The sequence below is a fragment of the Actinoplanes sp. NPDC051411 genome (assembly GCF_040682075.1).
Lineage (GTDB): Bacteria > Actinomycetota > Actinomycetes > Mycobacteriales > Micromonosporaceae > Actinoplanes.
This window is the reverse complement of the sequence record NZ_JBFBAD010000048.1, coordinates 1-18,621: the sequence shown is the minus strand read 5'-3', so window position 1 is coordinate 18,621 and position 18,621 is coordinate 1. Positions and strand designations below refer to the sequence as shown.

19 protein-coding genes and 1 tRNA gene are annotated in these 18,621 nt (G+C 68.8%); 15 read left to right on the top strand and 5 right to left on the bottom strand.

What is annotated here, in order from left to right:
* Nucleotides 1-6: 6 nt before the first annotated feature.
* Nucleotides 7-945, bottom strand: a complete 939-nt coding sequence (locus tag AB0M88_RS25545; protein WP_364106344.1) for a hypothetical protein — start codon at nt 943-945, stop codon at nt 7-9.
* A gap of 119 nt (nt 946-1,064) precedes the next feature.
* Between AB0M88_RS25545 and AB0M88_RS25540 the strand changes: the two genes are divergently transcribed.
* Both AB0M88_RS25540 and AB0M88_RS25535 read left to right on the top strand, forming a co-directional pair.
* Nucleotides 1,065-1,616: an RNA polymerase sigma factor gene (locus AB0M88_RS25540; RefSeq protein ID WP_364106341.1), complete on the top strand. Its 552-nt coding sequence runs from the start codon at nt 1,065-1,067 to the stop codon at nt 1,614-1,616.
* A gap of 34 nt (nt 1,617-1,650) precedes the next feature.
* A complete protein-coding gene (locus tag AB0M88_RS25535; RefSeq protein WP_364106339.1) occupies nt 1,651-2,409 on the top strand; it encodes a hypothetical protein in 759 nt (252 codons plus the stop codon).
* A 28-nt stretch (nt 2,410-2,437) separates the two neighbouring features.
* Here the strand turns inward: AB0M88_RS25535 and AB0M88_RS25530 are convergent, their stop codons facing one another.
* Entirely contained in the window at nt 2,438-3,196 is a 759-nt protein-coding gene (locus tag AB0M88_RS25530; RefSeq protein ID WP_364106337.1) for a helix-turn-helix domain-containing protein, read from the bottom strand.
* A 36-nt stretch (nt 3,197-3,232) separates the two neighbouring features.
* Nucleotides 3,233-3,318 (bottom strand) — tRNA-Leu (locus tag AB0M88_RS25525).
* A 126-nt stretch (nt 3,319-3,444) separates the two neighbouring features.
* Here AB0M88_RS25525 and AB0M88_RS25520 point away from each other — a divergent pair.
* The 11 genes from AB0M88_RS25520 (at nt 3,445) to AB0M88_RS25470 (ending at nt 15,542) form a co-directional block, all read left to right on the top strand.
* Nucleotides 3,445-4,071: a response regulator gene (locus tag AB0M88_RS25520; RefSeq protein WP_364106335.1), complete on the top strand. Its 627-nt coding sequence runs from the start codon at nt 3,445-3,447 to the stop codon at nt 4,069-4,071.
* Nucleotides 4,072-4,282: 211 nt separating this feature from the next.
* Nucleotides 4,283-5,455: a branched-chain amino acid ABC transporter substrate-binding protein gene (locus AB0M88_RS25515; protein ID WP_364106333.1), complete on the top strand. Its 1,173-nt coding sequence runs from the start codon at nt 4,283-4,285 to the stop codon at nt 5,453-5,455.
* A gap of 82 nt (nt 5,456-5,537) precedes the next feature.
* Nucleotides 5,538-6,488 carry a branched-chain amino acid ABC transporter permease gene (locus AB0M88_RS25510; RefSeq protein ID WP_364106331.1) on the top strand — a complete coding sequence of 317 codons (951 nt, stop codon included), beginning with the start codon at nt 5,538-5,540 and terminating at the stop codon, nt 6,486-6,488.
* On the top strand, nt 6,485-7,603 hold the full coding sequence (locus AB0M88_RS25505) for a branched-chain amino acid ABC transporter permease (protein WP_364106329.1): 1,119 nt from the start codon (nt 6,485-6,487) through the stop codon (nt 7,601-7,603). The genes AB0M88_RS25510 and AB0M88_RS25505 overlap by 4 nt, the downstream gene beginning before the upstream one ends.
* A gap of 143 nt (nt 7,604-7,746) precedes the next feature.
* The gene (locus tag AB0M88_RS25500; RefSeq protein ID WP_364106440.1) at nt 7,747-8,511 is read left to right on the top strand and encodes an ABC transporter ATP-binding protein; all 765 of its coding nucleotides are present in this window, start codon (nt 7,747-7,749) and stop codon (nt 8,509-8,511) included.
* Nucleotides 8,501-9,211 carry an ABC transporter ATP-binding protein gene (locus AB0M88_RS25495; RefSeq protein WP_364106327.1) on the top strand — a complete coding sequence of 237 codons (711 nt, stop codon included), beginning with the start codon at nt 8,501-8,503 and terminating at the stop codon, nt 9,209-9,211. The genes AB0M88_RS25500 and AB0M88_RS25495 overlap by 11 nt, the downstream gene beginning before the upstream one ends.
* A gap of 29 nt (nt 9,212-9,240) precedes the next feature.
* Entirely contained in the window at nt 9,241-10,161 is a 921-nt protein-coding gene (locus AB0M88_RS25490; RefSeq protein WP_364106325.1) for an ABC transporter substrate-binding protein, read from the top strand.
* Between the two features lie 9 nt (nt 10,162-10,170).
* Nucleotides 10,171-11,175 (top strand): amino acid ABC transporter permease, encoded by a 1,005-nt coding sequence (locus AB0M88_RS25485; protein WP_364106323.1) that lies wholly within the window; start codon nt 10,171-10,173, stop codon nt 11,173-11,175.
* Complete coding sequence (locus AB0M88_RS25480) at nt 11,172-11,960, top strand: amino acid ABC transporter ATP-binding protein (RefSeq protein WP_364106321.1); 789 nt, start codon at nt 11,172-11,174, stop codon at nt 11,958-11,960. Before AB0M88_RS25485 ends, AB0M88_RS25480 begins: the two co-directional genes overlap by 4 nt.
* A 54-nt stretch (nt 11,961-12,014) precedes the next feature.
* Entirely contained in the window at nt 12,015-14,708 is a 2,694-nt protein-coding gene (polA, locus tag AB0M88_RS25475) for a DNA polymerase I (RefSeq protein WP_364106319.1), read from the top strand.
* Nucleotides 14,709-15,182: 474 nt separating this feature from the next.
* On the top strand, nt 15,183-15,542 hold the full coding sequence (locus AB0M88_RS25470; protein WP_364106317.1) for a metalloregulator ArsR/SmtB family transcription factor: 360 nt from the start codon (nt 15,183-15,185) through the stop codon (nt 15,540-15,542).
* 56 nt (nt 15,543-15,598) lie between these two features.
* Here AB0M88_RS25470 and AB0M88_RS25465 read toward each other — a convergent pair whose 3' ends face one another.
* Both AB0M88_RS25465 and AB0M88_RS25460 read right to left on the bottom strand, forming a co-directional pair.
* Nucleotides 15,599-15,805 (bottom strand): DUF2945 domain-containing protein, encoded by a 207-nt coding sequence (locus tag AB0M88_RS25465; RefSeq protein ID WP_364106315.1) that lies wholly within the window; start codon nt 15,803-15,805, stop codon nt 15,599-15,601.
* Nucleotides 15,806-15,842: 37 nt separating this feature from the next.
* On the bottom strand, nt 15,843-16,790 hold the full coding sequence (locus tag AB0M88_RS25460) for a methyltransferase domain-containing protein (protein WP_364106313.1): 948 nt from the start codon (nt 16,788-16,790) through the stop codon (nt 15,843-15,845).
* Nucleotides 16,791-16,844: 54 nt separating this feature from the next.
* Between AB0M88_RS25460 and AB0M88_RS25455 the strand changes: the two genes are divergently transcribed.
* Together AB0M88_RS25455 and rpsA are read left to right on the top strand one after the other, a co-directional pair.
* Complete coding sequence (locus AB0M88_RS25455) at nt 16,845-16,991, top strand: hypothetical protein (protein ID WP_364106311.1); 147 nt, start codon at nt 16,845-16,847, stop codon at nt 16,989-16,991.
* Entirely contained in the window at nt 16,988-18,493 is a 1,506-nt protein-coding gene (gene rpsA, locus AB0M88_RS25450) for a 30S ribosomal protein S1 (RefSeq protein ID WP_364106309.1), read from the top strand. Before AB0M88_RS25455 ends, rpsA begins: the two co-directional genes overlap by 4 nt.
* Nucleotides 18,494-18,621: the final 128 nt, after the last annotated feature.

Here is an 18,621-nt window from a genome sequence, read left to right as displayed (position 1 = left end):
GCGGAATCAGGCATTTTCCCCGGCCGCGGTCGTGCTGGCCGCCCCCTCGGGCGTGTCCGGCACCGGCGGCAGCTTGTCCGGAATCCGCTGCTGGGTGCCGCCCGTCCCGGTCACCCCCGCGTTCTTGATCATCGTGTCGAGGTCGGCGGTCGTCCGCACCACCTCGTCGTGGAACGACTCGGCCCGATGCCGGGCCCGGCCCGCCGGCGCCGGCTCCGCCGCCATCGACCCCGCCGCCATCGCCGGATAAGTCGGCCCCGCCGCCTTTGCCGAACCGGCCGGCCCCGCCGCCTTCGCCGAACCGGCCGGCTCGGCCGCCTTCGCCGGAAAATCGGCCAGGCCGGCGGAATAGCCGGCCACTCCCGCCTGCCGCTCCGGCGGCAATTCCAGTACGTCGTGATGCGCGTGCGCCACCTCCCGCAACCGCAGCGAGGTGGTCAGATCGGCCAGCGCCCGCAGCATCGCCAGCCCGCCCAGCGTGACGATCACCGGATCGGCGGCGGCCACCGGCGGCGTCGCCGCGGCGAACCCCAGGCCGGCCTGCACCAGGCCCAGCGTCATGACCAGGCCCCACGTGCGGTCCACCCCGCGGTTCATCACCGACACCGCCACGTCCAGCGCCCCGCGCACCATCAGGAACCACGCGACCAGCGACAACGGCGTCGTATACGCCTCACCCCGGTCGGCGAGCAGCACCCCGCCGGTAGCGGCGAACAGCACGGCCATGCCCGCGTTCAGCCACCAGGTCTTCATGCCGACCAGAGCGCGTACGACCTCGCACAACGCGCCGAAGAACAGCACGGCCGACGCCGCCGTCACCACGTCCGACGGCTCGAGCCGCAGTACGCTCCAGCCGATCGCCAGCCACGCCGCCCCCGCGAACAGCAACAGCCCCCACATGCTGTCGCGCACACCCGCCCGGGACGAGGAACCCGACCACAACATGAGGCCCTCCCGCTGATCGTGTCCCTGACATGACAACATCCATCGAGGTACCCAGCCGGGCGTTCGCCCAGATTCACAGCGGGGTAAGGGACTGACACCCCATCCCTCCGGGAGCACAGTTGCCCACCGACCGCGACCTCGCCGACGCCCTGCGCGCGGCCCAGGACGGCGACGCCGCCGGCTTCGCCACTCTGTGGCGCGCCCTGCAACCCGCCGTCCTGCGCTACCTGCGCGTGGTCATCGGCGACCGCGCCGAGGACGCGGCCAGCGAGACCTGGCTCCACGTCATCCGCGACCTGCACCGCTTCCGTGGCGGCCCGGCCGAGTTCCGCGGCTGGCTGTTCCGCATCGCCCGCCACCGCGGCATCGACGAGCGCCGCCGCCGCGCCGCCACCCCGACCCCCGACCCGGACGGCGGCACCGCACCCGACGCCGCCACCCAGGCCCTCGAGGACGACGCCACCACCTGGGCTCTCGGCCTCGTCGGCACCCTCCCACCCGACCAGGCCGAGGCGGTCATGCTCCGTGTCGTCGCCGGCCTCGACGTGGCCACCACCGCCCGCATCCTCGGCAAACGCCCCGGCGCCGTACGCGTCGCCACCATGCGCGGACTCCGGCGCCTCGCCGCAAATCCGCAGATAACCCGCCTACTCGCCCCGGAGGAGGTGTAACAGAATGCGGCCCCTGCGCGCTCTTCTCCACGCGATGCACTCGCGGAGAACCCAGCGGATCGACCTCGACGAGGCCGACCGGCTGGCTGTCGGCGACACCCCCGGACCCACCCAGGCCGGGCTCGGCACCCTGCTCGACGCCCTGCGTGCCCCCGCCCGCCCGGGCGAGCTGAGCGCCGAGAAAACCACCGTCGCCGCCTTCCGGGCCCATCGCAAACGTGCTGCCCGCGCCGCACGCCGGACGAGGTCGGTCCTGGCACCCGCCCTGACCGCCCTGGCTCTCCTGATGTCCGGCGGCACCGCCCTGGCGGCCCGCACCGGCAACCTGCCGGACGGCGCCCAGCAGCACGCGCACCACCTGTTCTCGGCGCTGGGCGTACCGGCGCCGAGAACAGGCCCCGCCGGCCACCCGTCCCCGGTCGCGTCGGCCGGGCCGTCCCCGTCCCGCCCGGCCACCGTCGAACTCGGCTGGTGCAGCGACTGGCAGCCCGGCGGCCCCTCGCTGAGCACCGACGACCACCGGCGGCTGCGCACGGCGGCGGGCGGCGAGGACCACATCCCCGGCTACTGCGACCGGCTGCGCCGCTCGGCCGGCTCACCGAGCCCGGCACCAACCACCCGGAGCGCGCCCGTCTCGCCGAGCGCGAGCACGCCTCCCGCGCCGCCGTCGGGCGCGCCCTCGGCCCGCACCACGCCGTCACACCCGGGCCCCCAGCACCCGACGCCGTCCCACCCGCAGCCCACCCCGGGCGGGCACGGCAAGGGCCCGCACCCGCACAAGACGCCGAAGTGACCGATCCTGCCCGTCCGGGCCGGATCGGTCACCACTTCGGCCCGACGAACTCATCCAGCCGAGCGACCGCCTCCCGGCGCGCCACCGAAAGCATGTTGCGCCGGCACATCCGCCACGGGATGCCGAGCCGGTCCAGCGACTTCTGGCAGAGCGCCATGATGTCGCCGGATTCATTGGAGAAGTTGTAGCGGGGATAGGCATAGAACTTGTCGCCGCGCTTTATTCGATTCGTCGTCCGGCAGCCGTCCGAGTGAATAAATCCGCGGAGCAGTCCACCGGGATGGACATCGACCACCGACTGCTGCCACCCGGTCAGGGCGATCCGCCGCTGGTGTTTCATCCCGGGTCCGTGCTGCGGCAGAAGGCAAGGCCAGTGCATCGAATAGCTCTGGACCCCCACGCACCCGGTTTTCTGTACTCTTTGGACATTTTTGGCGATGACCGAGCGCATCGCGCTCTCGCACTCGTCGATCAGGCCCGGCCAGGCGTCGGCACAGAACACGCGGAGCACGGGAACCCGCGCCCGGGTGACGAGATGACCGTCGCCAAGGTAGAGGCCGAGTAGGTAGGCATAGGACGCTTGATCATCCGGCAGCCGCGGTGGTCGATCGCATCGCGGGCATCGCGGCCGCTCGGCATCGAGTTCCGCCCGGTGCCGAGCCCGTTCGCCGTAAAACCAGTGGCCGACGGTATTTCGGGACAATCCAAGATCGCGGCAGATATCGCCGAAAGAAACGCCCGTAGCGCGCAGTCTGAGTGCCTTTTTACGGAGCTCCGGTGGATGCATACCCCCATTATCGAACAGGGGTACGACAATTTTCTGTGGTGCCGAGGGCGGGATTCGAACCCGCACGCCCTTTCGGACAGATCATTTTGAGTGACCCGAGTCTGCCATTCCTCCACCCCGGCATGCACGGTTCTGCGTGACAAGGTCACGCTGACCCGAGCAGGGGACAGCCTACCTACTAGGCTTAGGGCGGCGACACCCACATACCGGGGTGTCGCGACTTCGGGAGTGTTGGGGGTAAGGGATCCGTGGCCGACACGCAGGCTGGTGCCGAGCGCAGGCGGGTGCTCATCGCCGAGGACGAGGCTCTGATTCGTCTGGATCTGGCCGAGATGCTCGTCGAGGAGGGCTACGACGTCGTCGGTGAGGCCGGTGACGGCGAGACCGCCGTCCGCCTGGCCGAGGACCTCCGTCCGGACCTGGTCATCCTCGACATCAAGATGCCGATCATGGACGGCCTGGCGGCGGCCGAGCGGATCGCCGGCGGCCGGATCGCCCCGGTGGTCATTCTGACCGCGTTCAGCCAGCGTGACCTGGTCGAGCGGGCGCGCGCCGCCGGTGCGATGGCGTACCTGGTGAAGCCGTTCCAGAAGTCCGACCTGGTGCCCGCGGTCGAGATCGCCCTGTCGAGGTACTCGGAGATCGCCGCCCTGGAGTCGGAGGTGGCCGGCCTGACCGACCGCCTGGAGACCCGCAAGTCGGTGGAGCGCGCCAAGGGCGAGCTGATGACGAAATACCAGATGACCGAGCCGCAGGCGTTCAAGTGGATCCAGCGCACCGCGATGGATCACCGGATGACGATGCGTGAGGTCGCGGACCGCATTCTGGCCGAGGGCCAGGAGGCCGGGGGCGCGCCGCAGGAGACGACCAGTTGAGCAGCTCCTGATCGTGGTGATGTGACACCTACTCCGGTCTTGGCGTCACCCCACGTAACGGTTCGGTGAAAGCCCGATCGAAGTCTTACTTCGAGCCCGGAACGTGGGATAGCGTCCCGCCCCATGACGGGCAGCGGTGGCCGTGGCGCGGGCAAGTGCCAATCGGCCGCCGGTGGCTCGGTGAGTTCGGTATGGAGGAGGGGTTCCGACCTTGAGGCAGGTTCTCGCACGCGCCATCGGCGGTGTGGCCGTCATCGGCATGATCGCCGGTGCCGCCGCTTGCAATAGCAGCAGCTCCAACGACGACAAGGCCAGCAGTGGCGGTTCGGGCTGTGGTTACGAGCTGGCGTACTTCGGGGCGCTGACGGGTTCCTCGTCGAACCTCGGTGTCAACATCGAGCAGGGTTTCGAGCTGGCGGTTGACCAGTACAACCAGAAAAAGGGCTCGAACTGCATCACCGTGAAGAAGTTCGACTCGCAGGGTTCGGAGTCGGTGGCGCCGGGTGTGGCCCGGAGCCTGGTCGCCGACAAGAAGATCCTCGGTGTCGTCGGCCCGCCGTTCTCCGGCGAGTCGCAGGCGGCCAACCCGATCTTCGACCAGGCGGGCATCCCGACCATCACCCCGTCGGCGACGAACATCACGCTGTCGCAGAAGGGCTGGAAGGTCTTCCACCGCGCGGTCGCGAGCGACGCGAACCAGGGCCCGGCCGCCGGTGCGTACATCAAGAACGTGCTGAAGGCGACCAAGGTCTTCGTCGCGGACGACCAGTCGGCGTACGGGCAGGGCCTGGCGACCGGTGTGACGCAGGCGCTCGGCACCTCGGTGGTCCAGACCGACCACACCGAGGGTGACGGCAAGCAGACCGACTTCTCGAGCACGGTTCAGAAGGTCGTCGGCAGCGGCGCGACGGTGCTGTTCTACGGCGGTTACTACACCAACGGCGGCCTGCTGCTGAAGCAGCTGCGCGCGGGTGGCTGGAAGGGCACGCTGGTCGGCGGCGACGGCATGGACGACCCGGGCCTGGCGAAGGCGGCCGGCAACGCGAACGCGGCCGGGACGATCCTGACCTGCCCGTGCCAGCCGTCGGCGAAGGCGACCGGTTCGTTCCTGACCGACTACAAGACCAAGTGGAACGTGCAGGCCGGCACCTACTCGGACGTTGCGTTCGACGCGGCCAACATCTTCCTGCAGGGCATCGATGCGGGTAACACCACCACGGCGAAGCTGAACACCTACCTGTCGACGGTGGACTACAAGGGCATCGCGAACGAGTACAAGTTCCAGGCGAACGGCGACCTCGACCCGGCACTGGTCAAGGTGTGGGCGTTCAAGATGGGCGCGGACGGCCAGCCGGCGCCGGATCAGCAGATCCAGACGTCCTGATCAAATAGCGCAAGGTTTGTAGGGCGGGTGTGGCCGGATTGATCTCCGGCCGCACCGCCCTCGTCGTTTCGGGAGCCCCTCCTTGCACTTTTCCAACTTGGCTCACAATGTCGGGCCGCTGACGATTCTGGGTCTGGCGCAGGGCGCGATCATCGCGTTGTTCGCGCTGGGTTACACGCTGGTCTACGGCGTTCTCCGCCTGATCAACTTCGCGCACTCCGAGGTGTTCCTGATGGGAACGTACGCGGCGTGGGCGACCTGGGGCCTGTTCGGGTTGACCGTGAACTCGCGGCCGCCGGCGTTCTGGCCGATGGTGGGCCTGCTGGTGGCCGGCCTGGTGGCGGCGGTGGTGGCGTCGGGTGCGACGGCCCTGACGCTGGAGTTCGCCGCGTACCGGCCGTTGCGGCGGCGTAATGCGCCGCCTCTGACCTTCCTGATCACCGCGATCGGCGCGTCGTTGTTCCTGTCCGAGGTGGCGGGTGTTTTCACCCAGCACAACTCGCGGGGCATCCAGCCGATTCTGCCGCAGAACACGGTGTTCTCGATCGGGAACATGAACGTCACCAACCTGCAGATCCTGATCATCGTGCTGGCGCTGCTGGCGATGTTCGCGCTCGACCGGTTCATCAACCGGTCGCGCCTGGGCCGGGGTGTGCGCGCGGTGGCACAGAATCCGGACAGCGCGGCGCTGATGGGCGTCAACAAGGGCCGGGTGATCTCGCTGGTCTTCCTGCTGGGTGGTCTGACGGCCGGCGTCGCGGCGGTGATGTACGACCTGAAGATCGGGACGACGATCTACGACGCGGGCACGATTCTCGGCATCGAGGCGTTCACGGCCGCGGTGCTGGGCGGCATCGGTAACCTGCGCGGCGCCCTGCTGGGCGGCCTGTTGCTGGGCCTGCTCGAGAGCTACGCGTCGAGCCTGTTCGGTACGGCGTGGCAGCACGCGGTCGCTTTCGTGCTGCTGGTGCTGATTCTGATGTTCCGTCCGACGGGCCTGCTGGGCGAGTCGCTGGGGAGGGCACGGGCATGACGACTTCGACTCCGGAGCGCCGGGGCTGGCGCGCGTCGGGTGGTCTGCGGGGCTGGTTCGGCCGGCAGCCGGCTCCGGTGCGCTGGGGCCTCATGCTGGCGTTGCTGGTCCTGGCCTACTTCCTGCCCTACGCCGGCAACATCCCGGGGATCGGGCCGCAAATCATCACCGAGGGCATCGACTGGCCGAGCGCCCTGTTCAACATGTCGTACTTCATCCTGCTGGCGCTGGGCCTCAACGTCGTGGTCGGTTATGCCGGCCTGCTCGACCTGGGCTATGTGGGCTTCTTCGCGATCGGCGCCTACACGGTGGCGCTGCTGACGTCGTCGGACAGCCTGTGGCACACGCATTGGGCGTGGCTGGCGGCGGTGCCGGTGGCGATCGCGGTGTCGTTGTTGGCGGGCCTGGTCCTGGGCTGGCCGACGCTGCGGTTGCGCGGTGACTATCTGGCGATCGTGACGCTGGGTTTCGCCGAGATCATCCGGATCATCGCGACGAGCACGCCGAATTTCGCCCGCGGTGACCAGGGCCTGTCGGGCATTCCGCATCCGCCGGGCAAGCACGCCGACGGGTCGCCGATCTTCGGGGTGGCCGACGCCACGCCGTACTTCTGGCTCGGGCTGACGATCATCGTGGTGGTCATCATCGGTGTCCGTAATCTGGACCGGAGCCGGGTCGGCCGTTCCTGGCTGGCCATCCGGGAGGATGAGGAAGCCGCCGAGATCATGGGTGTGCGGACCGTCAAGTTCAAGTTGTGGGCGTTCACGATCGGTGCCGGTGTCGGCGGTCTGGGCGGCGTGTTGTGGGTCGGCGAGCAGGGCTTCGTCAACTCGAGCACGTTCGTTCTGCAGTTCTCGATCCTGATCGTGGCCGCGGTGACCATGGGTGGCTCGGGCAACATCGCGGGTGCGATCCTCGGTGGTGCGCTGATCTCCTACATCCCCGACCGGCTGCGCGGCATCTCGCTGTTCAACACCGACCTGTTCCAGTACCGGTTCGCGTTGTTCGGTCTCGCGATCTTGGTGATCATGATCGTGTGGCCGCAGGGCCTGATTCCGAGCCGTCGCCGGGCGATGGAGCTGAAGGACCGCGAGAAGGAGGTGGCTCCGCAGTGAGTGAGCCGCACATCGAGACGCCCGAGGAGCTGGACCGGGAGAACGAGCGGCCGGTCGACGAGCCGGCCCCGACCGGCCCGGCGGGCATCACGGCCTCGGTCGAGGGCGCCGGTCCCGACCCGGCGGTCGGCGACGGCGACGATCTGCTGGTGCTCGACCACGTCACGCTGCGGTTCGGCGGTGTGGTCGCTCTCAACGACGTGTCGTTCTCGCTGCGCCGCGGGGAGATCTTCGGCCTGATCGGGCCGAACGGCGCCGGCAAGACGACCTGCTTCAACGCGATGACCGGCGTCTACCGGCCGACCAGCGGGTCCATCGTGTTCAACGGCTCGTCGATCGTCGGGCGCAAGAAGCACCAGATCACGCGCAGCGGCATCGCCCGTACCTTCCAGAACGTGCGGCTCTTCCCGGAGATGACCGCCCTGGAAAACGTGATGGTCGGCGCGGACGCCCACCACAAGACGAGCGTCCTGTCGGCACTGTTCCGGCTGCCCCGGCACTGGAAAGAGGAACAGCAGGGCCGGGACCGCTCGATGGAGCTGCTGCGCTTCGTCGGCATCGCCAACCGGGCCGGCGAGGTCAGCCGCAACCTCTCCTACGGCGAGCAGCGCCGGCTGGAGATCGCCCGGGCGCTGGCCACCAACCCGATCCTGCTCTGCCTGGACGAGCCGGCCGCCGGCTTCAACCCGGCCGAGAAGGAGGAGCTGCTCAAGCTCATCCGCAAGATCCGGGACACCGGGGTGACCGTGCTGCTGATCGAGCACGACATGCGCCTGGTCATGGGCGTCACCGACCGGATCGTCGTGCTGGAGTTCGGCAGGAAGATCGCCGAGGGGACGCCCGCCGAGGTGCGGGACAACCCGGCGGTCATCGCCGCGTACCTGGGAGTGCCGACCGATGCTGCTTGAGCTGGACAACATCACCCTGCTGTACGGGCACATCGAGGCCCTGCACGGCATCAGCCTGACGGTGGGTCAGGGCGAGATCGTCGCGCTGATCGGCGCCAACGGCGCCGGCAAGTCGACGACGATGCGGGCGATCTCGGGCCTGCGGCCGGTCGCGAAGGGTTCGATCAAGTTCGACGGCCAGGACATCACGAAGCTGCGCGCCGACCTGCGGGTCGTCCGCGGTGTCTCGCAGTCGCCGGAGGGCCGGGGCATCTTCCCGGGCATGACGGTGCGGGAAAACCTGGAGATGGGCGCCTACACGCGGCGTAACCGGTCGGAGATCGACGAGGACATGCAGCGGGCGTTCACGCTGTTCCCGCGGTTGCAGGAGCGCGAGAAGCAGGCCGGCGGCACGCTGTCCGGCGGTGAGCAGCAGATGCTGGCGGTGGGCCGGGCGCTGATGAGCCGGCCGAAGCTGCTGCTGCTCGACGAGCCGTCGATGGGTCTGGCGCCGATCCTGATCCAGCAGATCTTCGACATCATCGTGGAGATCAACCAGCAGGGCACCACTGTGCTGCTGGTGGAACAGAACGCGCAGCAGGCACTCTCGCGGGCCCACCGGGCTTACGTTCTGGAGACCGGGCGGATCGTCAAGGCGGGCACCGGCGCGGAACTGCTCGACGATCCCGCGGTCAAGGACGCCTACCTGGGCGTCGCATAACCGATACATCCGTTCTGAGGAGATATTCGATGTTCCGCACTTCTCCTGGCCGGCGGGCGATCCTCGGCCTGGCCGTTGCGGCGGCTCTCGCCACCTCGGTGGCCGCCTGCGGGTCGGAATCCGGCGACGGCACCGGCACCGGCGCGGCTCCGGCCGCCTCGGCGAGCGGCGGCAGCGGCGGGGTCGACGCCGCGCTGGCCGCGAAGGTCCCGGCCGACATCAAGTCGGCCGGCAAGCTGACGATCGGCACCGACTCGACGTACGCGCCGAGCGAGTTCCTCGACGCCGACGGCAAGACGGTGATCGGGTTCGACGTCGACCTGTTCAACGCCGTGGCCGCCAAGCTGGGCCTGACCACCGACTGGCAGTCGGCCGACTTCACCGGCATCATCCCGGGTGTGAACAGCGGGAAGTACAACGTCGGCGTCTCGTCGTTCACGATCAACGCGGAGCGTGAGAAGCAGGTCACGATGATCTCCTACTTCTCGGCCGGTACCCAGTGGGCGGCCAAGGCGGGGTCGACCATCACCCCCGACACCGCCTGCGGCAAGAAGATCGCGGTGCAGACCGGCACGGTCCAGGTCGACGACATCACGAAGCGCAACAAGGCGTGCACCTCCGGCAAGATCACGATCGACCAGTACCAGAAGCAGTCGGACGCCACCAACGCGGTCGTCACCGGCAAGGACGACGCGATGCTCGCCGACTCGCCGGTCGCGGCGTACGCGGTGAAGCAGACCAGCGGTCAGCTCGCCCTGATCGGCGACATCTACGACTCGGCGCCGTACGGCTACGCGGTCGGCAAGACCCAGACCGACTTCGCCGACGCGATCAGCGGCGCGGTGCAGGCGCTCATCGCGGACGGCACCTACAAGCAGATCCTCGACAAGTGGGGCGTCTCCGCCGGCGCGATCACGGCCCCCGCGGTCAACCCGCCGGCGACGTCCTGAGCCACCGGCATGACGGAGCAGACACCATCCGGACGGGCACGGCCTGAAGCGATCAAGGCCGTGCCCGTGCGGCACCCCGGCCGCTGGGCCACCCTGGCGGTCCTGGCCGTCCTGACCGCGATGTTCGTGCACCTGCTGGTGACGAACAAGGCTTTCAAGTGGTCGTTCATCTTGTCCTCGTACGCACCGGGCAAGCGCGGCGTGATGTTCACCGACCCGGTTCTGCAGGGCCTGCGCGGCACCATCCTGCTGACCATCACGGCGATGCTCATCGGCATCGTGCTCGGCGTGGTCGTCGCGATCATGCGGCTGTCGCCGAACCGGGTCCTGTCGACGGTCGCCTGGATCTACACGTGGTTCTTCCGGGCCGCGCCGCGCCTCGTGCTCGCCATCCTCTTCGGCAACCTGAACATCCTGTGGAGCCGGATCGGCTTCGGCCTGCCGTTCGACTCGCAGATCGGCAAGCTGTTCGGCATCCACGACCTGAACGCGCAGTTCTACAGCATCCGGGCGGTCGACCTGCTGGCCGGCTTCACGGCGGGCATGCTGGCGCTCGGCCTGTCCGAGGCGGCCTACATGGCCGAGATCATCCGGGCCGGCATCCAGTCGATCGACCCCGGGCAGGCCGAGGCGGCGGTGGCGCTGGGCATGTCGCGCGGCCAGGTGCTGCGGCGCATCGTGCTGCCGCAGGCGATGCGGGTGATCGTGCCGCCGACCGGCAACGAGGTCATCGCGATGGTCAAGGACACCTCGCTGGTCGCCTACGTCCCGGTCACCGGGGAGTTGTTCTTCCAGCTCACGGCGGTGGAGTCGCGAACGTTCGTGGTTCTGCCGGTGCTGGTCGCCGCGCTGCTGTGGTACCTGATCCTGTGCAGCATCCTGATGATCGGACAGTTCTTCGTGGAGCGGCACTTCGGCCGCGGCTACGGTACGACCGGCCAGGCCCGGCAGCGTCTGCGCGACATACAGGTCGAGCAGACCGGGCGGGTGTCGGTGGAAGGGGAGGCCACATGAGCGACCTCGATGCGGGCACGACGGCCGCCGAGATGATCCGGGCCGACAACGTCCACAAGGCGTACGGGTCGCTCGAGGTGCTCAAGGGCGTCGACCTGGTGGTCAAGCCGGGTGAGGTGTGCTGCGTGCTCGGCCCCTCGGGCTCCGGCAAGTCGACGTTCCTGCGCTGCATCAACCACCTCGAGAAGATCAACGCCGGCCGCATCTTCGTCGACGGCGAGCTGATGGGCTACCACGAGCGCAAGGGCAAGCTGCACGAGATGGGCGAGAAGGACGTCTCGCGCCAGCGCCGCTCGATCGGCATGGTGTTCCAGCGGTTCAACCTGTTCCCCCACATGACGGTGCTGCAGAACGTCATGGAGGCGCCGTGCCGGGTCAAGGGGGAGAGCAAGGCGGAGGTCCGGGAGCGGGCCGCGGCGCTGCTCGACCGGGTCGGCCTGGCCGACAAGAGCGGCAACTACCCGAGCCAGCTCTCCGGCGGCCAGCAGCAGCGGGTCGCGATCGCCCGCGCGCTGGCGATGCGCCCCAAGCTGATGCTGTTCGACGAGCCGACCAGCGCGCTCGACCCGGAGCTGGTCGGTGAGGTCCTCGACGTCATGAAGAACCTGGCCCGCGACGGCATGACCATGGTCGTGGTCACCCACGAGATCGGCTTCGCCCGCGAGGTGGGTGACTCCCTGATCTTCATGGACGGCGGCGTGGTGGTCGAGAAGGGTGAGCCGCGCGAGATCATCGCCAATCCGCAGCAGGAACGAACCAAGGCATTCCTCAGCAAGGTGCTGTAAGCCGGGCGGGGCGGGCGGCGATTATGTCGGACCCCACGACTAGAGTTCACCGACGTGAGCGACGACGCCCAGACCCCCCGTTTACTGCTGCTCGACGGCCACTCCCTGGCCTACCGGGCCTACTTCGCCCTGCCGGTGGAAAACTTCAGCACCGCGACCGGCCAGGCGACGAACGCGGTGTTCGGTTTCACGTCGATGCTGATCAACATGTTGCGCGACGAGAAACCGACCCACATCGTGGTCTCGTTCGACCTGTCCCGCATCTCCTTCCGCACCGCGATCTACGCCGACTACAAGGCCGGCCGCTCCGAGACGCCGCAGCCGTTCCAGGGTCAGGTCAGCCTGATCAAGGAGGTGCTGGAGGCGCTGCGCATCCCGGTCGTCGAGAAGGACAACTACGAGGCCGACGACGTGATCGCCACGCTGGCCACGCAGGGCCGCGCGGCCGGCATGGAGGTGGTCATCTCCTCCGGCGACCGCGACGCGTTCCAGCTCGCCGACGAGCACGTCACGATCCTCTACCCGGTGCGCGGCGTCTCCGAGGTCTGGCGCATGACCCCCGAGGCGATCGAGGCCAAATACTTCGTCCCCCCGTCGCGTTACCGCGACAAGGCGGCCCTGGTCGGCGAGACCAGCGACAACCTGTCCGGGGTGCCCGGCGTCGGCGACAAGACCGCCGCCAAGTGGATCAACGAATACGGCGGTCTCGACGGCATCATCGCCAACGCCGACAAGGTCAAGGGCAAGGCCGGCGAGAGCCTGCGCGCCCACCTGGCCGAGGTGATGCGCAACTACGACCTCAACCGGCTGCACACCGACCTCGAGCTGTCGCTGCGCCCCGAGGACGCGAAGTGGCACGGCTGGGACCGCGAGGCCGTCCACCGGGTCTTCGACGCGCTCGAGTTCCGGGTGCTGCGCGAGCGGCTCTACTCCTACCTCGACGCGGTCGAGCCTGAGGCCGAGGCCGGCTTCGACCTGGCCGGCGAGATCCTCGCCCCGGGCACGGTCGCGCCCTGGCTCGCCACGCACGCCACCGCGGCCCCGGTCGGGGTCGCGGTCACCGGCCACTTCGGGCGGGGCACCGGCCGGCTCACCGGGGTCGCCGTCGCCACCGGTGACGGCCCGGCGGCCTGGTTCGACCCGGCCGCCCTCGACGAGACCGACGAGCAGGCGGTCGCCGCCTGGATCGCCGACCCCGGGCGGCCCAAGGTCGTCCACGACGCCAAACCCGCCTCGTTGGCCATGCGGGCGCATGGCTGGCAGCTTTCGGGCGTACGCGTCGACACCGCGCTCGCCGCCTACCTGGCCAAGCCCGACCAGCGGGCCTACGACCTGACCGACCTCGCGCTGCGCTACCTCAAGCGCGAGCTGCGCGTCGAGGAACCGGAGACCGGTCAGCTCACCTTCGACGGCCTCGGCACCGACGAGGGCGCGGCCGAGCAGGGCGTCATGCTGCGCGCCCGGGCCACCCTCGACCTGGCCGACGTGCTCACCGAGGAGCTGTCGCGCGACGACGGCGACTCCCAGAAGCTGCTGATGGAGGTCGAGCAGCCGCTGTCCGAGGTGCTCGGCGAGATGGAGCACCTGGGCATCGCCGCCGACACCGAATACCTCTCCGAGCTCGAGGCCCACTTCGCGGCCGAGGTCAAGGCCGCCCAGCAGGTCGCGCACGAGGTGGTCGGCCGCGAGTTCAACCTCGGCTCGCCCAAGCAGCTGCAGGAGATCCTGTTCAACGAGCGGGGCCTGCCCAAGACCAAGAAGATCAAGTCGGGTTACACCACCGACGCCGACGCGCTGCAGAGCCTGTTCGCCCAGACCGAGGACCCGCTGCTGGCGCACCTGCTGCGCCACCGCGACGTCGCCAAGCTCAAGTCGACGGTCGACGGCCTGCTCAAGTCGGTCTCTGACGACGGCCGCATCCACACCACGTTCAACCAGACCGTGGCCGCCACGGGCCGCCTGTCGTCGACCGACCCCAACCTGCAGAACATCCCGATCCGCACTCAGGAGGGCCGGCGCATCCGCCGGGCCTTCGTCGTCGGACCGGGGTTCGAGCAGCTGATGACCGCCGACTACAGCCAGATCGAGATGCGCATCATGGCGCACCTGTCCGGCGACGCGGCGCTGATCGCCGCGTTCAACTCGGCGTTCGACTTCCACGCCGCGACCGCGTCCTCGGTCTTCCACGTGCCGGTCGAGGAGGTCGTGCCCGACCAGCGCCGCAAGATCAAGGCGATGAACTACGGCCTGGCCTACGGCCTGAGCGCGTTCGGCCTGTCCAACCAGCTCACGATCTCGGTCGACGAGGCCCGCGCGCTGATGGACGAATACTTCGAGCGCTTCGGCGGCGTCCGCGACTACCTGCAGGCGGTCGTGCGCCGGGCCGTGCAGGACGGCTACACGGCCACCATCCTCGGCCGTCGCCGCTACCTGCCCGACCTGTCGAGCGACAACCGCCAGCGCCGCGAGATGGCCGAGCGCATGGCCCTCAACGCGCCGATCCAGGGCTCGGCGGCCGACATCATCAAGGTCGCGATGCTCCGCGTCGACCGGGCCCTGAAGGAGTCCGGCCTGAAGTCGCGCATGCTGCTGCAGGTCCACGACGAGCTGGTCTTCGACGTCGCCCCGGGCGAGCGCGAGCCGCTCGAGGCCCTGGTCCGGGCCGAAATGGGCGGCGCCCACCCGCTGTCGGTCCCGCTGGAGGTCTCGGTCGGCTCAGGCCGCGACTGGAACGGCGCCGACCACTGAGAGCGGCCAAAACCGCACCCGATCTCTGAGAGCGGCTGAAACGGCGCCCGGCCGCTGTCAGGCCGAAACGGCGCCCGGCCATTGTCAGGCCGAAACGGCGCCCGGCCGCGGTCAGGTCGAAACGGCGCCCCGCCCCTGTCAGGCCGAAACGGCGGCCGGCCGCTGAAAGCCGGCCGAAACCGGCGCCGACGCGCCCGGCGGCCGGAACGGCATCGACCGCCGGCCGCGGCCGAAACGGCGCCGACCGCTAAAAGCGACGCAACCGGCGCGGACCACTAAAGGAGGTCACCCGCTCGCCGTAACGGGCGAAACGGGCGAACTTGATCCACTTGTCCGTGTCGGGACGGCGCCGGGGCGTGATTACCTGGTTCACCAGGCGATATTTTGGGATTTTCCCAGCTTACGTTTAGGCAGCCGGGCTTCAGGACTCCCCAGTTGATCTGCGAAGCTAGAGAGATGCCGAGCCTCCCCCCGATGGGTGATCCATCAGCGGCCTCCAGTGCCGCGTCGGTGGTGCGGGCGCCGATCGACGCCGGCCGTGCCGACAACTTCGCACGGATGTTCAAGGCCGTGGGCGACCCTGTTCGCCTCCGGTTGCTTTCAATGATCGCGTCGGCTCGCGCCGGCGAGGTGTGTGTCAACGATCTGACCGGGGAGTTCGAGCTCAGCGGCCCGACCATCTCGCATCACCTCAAAGTTCTGCGCGAGGCCGGCCTGGTCGACAGCGACCGTCGCGGCACCTGGGTCTACTACCGTCTCATCCCGGCCGCCCTGGCCGTGATGGGCGCCGTCCTCGACGTCAGTTCCGTCATCTCCAACGTCACCGGCGGCTGACCCGCCCCGGCGTTCCGCCTCGATCGGCCCCCTCCCGCGAGGGGGCCAGAAGCGCGTCAGTCCCGCCGCAGCGCTTCCGGCTTGTGCACCGCGTCCCGCCCGGTCTTGTCGCTCCTGACCCTGTACTGCGGGTCCTCGGGCGAAGCGTCCACGGTCCGCCCGGCCGCCGAGGTGCGCTCGGTGATCTTCTTCTCGACCGTCCCGTGCACGACCTCGCCGTGGCTGCGCCAGCGGACGTGGTCGCCTTCGCCGAATTCGCTCATGGCCGCCGCATACCCGCAGGCGACCGGGGAAAACGGCCTACGGCCGGTCGGTCACGAAGATCGCCGTGCCGGGGAACAGCCGCCCGCGCAGCGGGCTCCACTGACCCCAGATCTCCTCGTGCCCGGCCGGCCACTCCGGCTCGACGAGGTCCCGCAGCACGAAACCCGCCGCCACCAGCTCGCGGACCCGGTCACCCAGGGTGCGGTGCTGCTCGATGTACGTCGGCACGCCCTGCTCGTCGGTCTCCACGTACGGGGTCCGGTCGAAGTAGGAGTTGCGGGCCACCAGCCCCGACTCGTCCGGCTCGTCCCAGAAGATCCACCTCATCGGGTGGGTGATCGAGAACACCCAGGAACCACCCGGCCGGAGGACCCGGGCCACCTCGCGCATCGCGGCGCCCGAGTCGGCCACGAACGGGATCGCGCCGAACGCCGTGCACACGATGTCGAAGGCACCCGACGGGAACGGAAGGGCCAGGGCGTCGGCCTGCACGAGGGGGACGCGTACGCCGGAACGCTCGCCCGCCTCGCGGGCGTGCCGCAGCATGCCCGCGGAGAGGTCCATGGCCACGACCTCGGCGCCCTGCCCGGAGAGCCACCGGGCGCCGGCGGCGGCGCCGGCGCCGAGTTCCAGGACCTTCTTTCCCCGTACGTCGCCGAGCAGCCGTGCGTCGGCTTCGCGCAGCCCCTCGGGGCACCAGACGAAGTCGACGTCACCCAGGAACCGGCCGTGCTCGGCCTGGTAGTCGTCGGCGTCGAGGTCCCACCAGGCGCGGCTGGCCGACCGGCTCTCGTCGTCGCTGATGGTGCGCCGCGTCACGTGCGTCTCGGCCTCGGTGGTCTCCGAAGGGATGTCGATCACGCGGCAACGGTACGGCAGGCGTGTCGCCGTCCGGATTCGGCATATTGCGGGCACGATGAGGGGTTTCCGCCGAACAATGTGGCCGCCTCCTCCGGAGGGCTTGCAACCTGTGGTAATGCGCACGGTAAGCTAGTCGATGCGCTCGCGGATCGTGTGCCTCGGCAGGGAGCAGGTTCCGTGGTCGTCGGTCTCGGCATGATCCACTCGCCTGATCTGACATTCATCGTCATGATCACAACGGATGTTCGTGCCGCGGCGGTCGGCAGTTCCGCGGCGCGCGAGAGCCACCACGACACCATCCGTTCGGAGCAACAGTCCACATGACGAGCAGCATCGAGGCCACCTCGAGCGCCAACAGGGTCACCGTCGACGATCTCGGCTCTGAGGAAGCTTTCCTCGCCGCCATCGACGAGACCATCAAGTACTTCAACGACGGCGACATTGTCGAAGGCACCGTCGTCAAGGTCGATCGGGACGAGGTCCTGCTCGACATCGGCTACAAGACCGAGGGCGTGATCCCCTCGCGTGAGTTGTCGATCAAGCATGACGTGGACCCCGCGGAAGTGGTGTCGGTCGGTGACCACATCGAAGCTCTCGTCCTCACCAAGGAGGACAAAGAAGGCCGTCTGATCCTCTCGAAGAAGCGCGCGCAGTACGAGCGGGCGTGGGGCACGATCGAGAAGATCAAGGAAGACGACGGCGTCGTCCGCGGCTCGGTCATCGAGGTGGTCAAGGGCGGCCTCATCCTCGACATCGGCCTGCGGGGCTTCCTGCCGGCCTCCCTGGTCGAGATGCGCCGCGTGCGCGACCTGCAGCCGTACGTCGGCCGCGAGCTCGAGGCGAAGATCATCGAGCTGGACAAGAACCGCAACAACGTGGTCCTGTCCCGCCGGGCCTGGCTCGAGCAGACCCAGTCCGAGGTGCGCACCGAGTTCCTCAACAAGCTGCAGAAGGGCCAGGTCCGCAAGGGCGTCGTGTCCTCGATCGTCAACTTCGGCGCGTTCGTCGACCTCGGTGGCGTCGACGGCCTGGTGCACGTCTCCGAGCTCTCCTGGAAGCACATCGACCACCCGTCCGAGGTCGTCGAGGTCGGCCAGGAGGTCGAGGTCGAGGTTCTCGACGTCGACCTCGACCGCGAGCGCGTGTCGCTGTCGCTGAAGGCCACCCAGGAAGACCCGTGGCGCCAGTTCGCCCGCACCCACGCGATCAACCAGATCGTGCCGGGCAAGGTCACCAAGCTGGTCCCGTTCGGCGCCTTCGTCCGCGTCGACGACGGCATCGAGGGCCTGGTGCACATCTCCGAGCTCGCCGAGCGCCACGTCGAACTGCCCGAGCAGGTCGTCCAGGTCGGCTCCGACGTCCTGGTCAAGGTCATCGACATCGACCTGGAGCGCCGCCGCATCAGCCTGTCGCTCAAGCAGGCCAACGAGGGCTTCGTCGAGGGCGAGGAGCACTTCGACCCCACCCTCTACGGCATGGCCGCGACGTACGACGCCGAGGGCAACTACATCTACCCCGAAGGCTTCGACCCGGAGACGGGCGAGTGGCTCGAGGGGTACGAGAAGCAGCGCGAGACGTGGGAGAAGCAGTACGCTGATGCCCGCGAGCGCTGGGAGGCGCACACCAAGCAGGTCCAGGCGTCCCGCGACGCCGACGCCGAGGCGGCCCTCAACCCGGCTCCGGCCGTGGTTCCCGGTGCTGCGCCGTCGTCGACCTCTTCCAGCTCGCCTGCTCCGGCGCGTGCGACTGAGGAGCCTGCTGGAACTCTGGCTACCGATGAGGCTCTCGCTGCTCTTCGCGAGAAGCTTGCTGGTGGTAAGAACTGAGGTTTAGTTCTGGGTTAAAGACCGTCTCGGCCCTGTTTGGGGTCGGGGCGGTTTTTGCTTTCCGGGTTTCTTGCGGTTGACGGAATTCGGGGCGAGGGTGACCAAGATCGAGGTAAAGCATCTAGTTC

Excerpts from the sequence above, each read along its gene's own strand:
- AB0M88_RS25545 (WP_364106344.1), bottom strand. The coding sequence starts at position 945 with ATGTTGTGGTCGGGTTCCTCGTCCCGGGCGGGTGTGCGCGACAGCATG.
- AB0M88_RS25535 (WP_364106339.1), top strand. The coding sequence starts at position 1,651 with ATGCACTCGCGGAGAACCCAGCGGATCGACCTCGACGAGGCCGACCGG.
- AB0M88_RS25530 (WP_364106337.1), bottom strand. The coding sequence starts at position 3,196 with ATGCATCCACCGGAGCTCCGTAAAAAGGCACTCAGACTGCGCGCTACG.
- AB0M88_RS25505 (WP_364106329.1), top strand. The coding sequence starts at position 6,485 with ATGACGACTTCGACTCCGGAGCGCCGGGGCTGGCGCGCGTCGGGTGGT.
- AB0M88_RS25495 (WP_364106327.1), top strand. The coding sequence starts at position 8,501 with ATGCTGCTTGAGCTGGACAACATCACCCTGCTGTACGGGCACATCGAG.
- AB0M88_RS25490 (WP_364106325.1), top strand. The coding sequence starts at position 9,241 with ATGTTCCGCACTTCTCCTGGCCGGCGGGCGATCCTCGGCCTGGCCGTT.
- AB0M88_RS25485 (WP_364106323.1), top strand. The coding sequence starts at position 10,171 with ATGACGGAGCAGACACCATCCGGACGGGCACGGCCTGAAGCGATCAAG.
- AB0M88_RS25480 (WP_364106321.1), top strand. The coding sequence starts at position 11,172 with ATGAGCGACCTCGATGCGGGCACGACGGCCGCCGAGATGATCCGGGCC.
- AB0M88_RS25470 (WP_364106317.1), top strand. The coding sequence starts at position 15,183 with ATGGGTGATCCATCAGCGGCCTCCAGTGCCGCGTCGGTGGTGCGGGCG.
- AB0M88_RS25465 (WP_364106315.1), bottom strand. The coding sequence starts at position 15,805 with ATGAGCGAATTCGGCGAAGGCGACCACGTCCGCTGGCGCAGCCACGGC.
- rpsA (WP_364106309.1), top strand. The coding sequence starts at position 16,988 with ATGACGAGCAGCATCGAGGCCACCTCGAGCGCCAACAGGGTCACCGTC.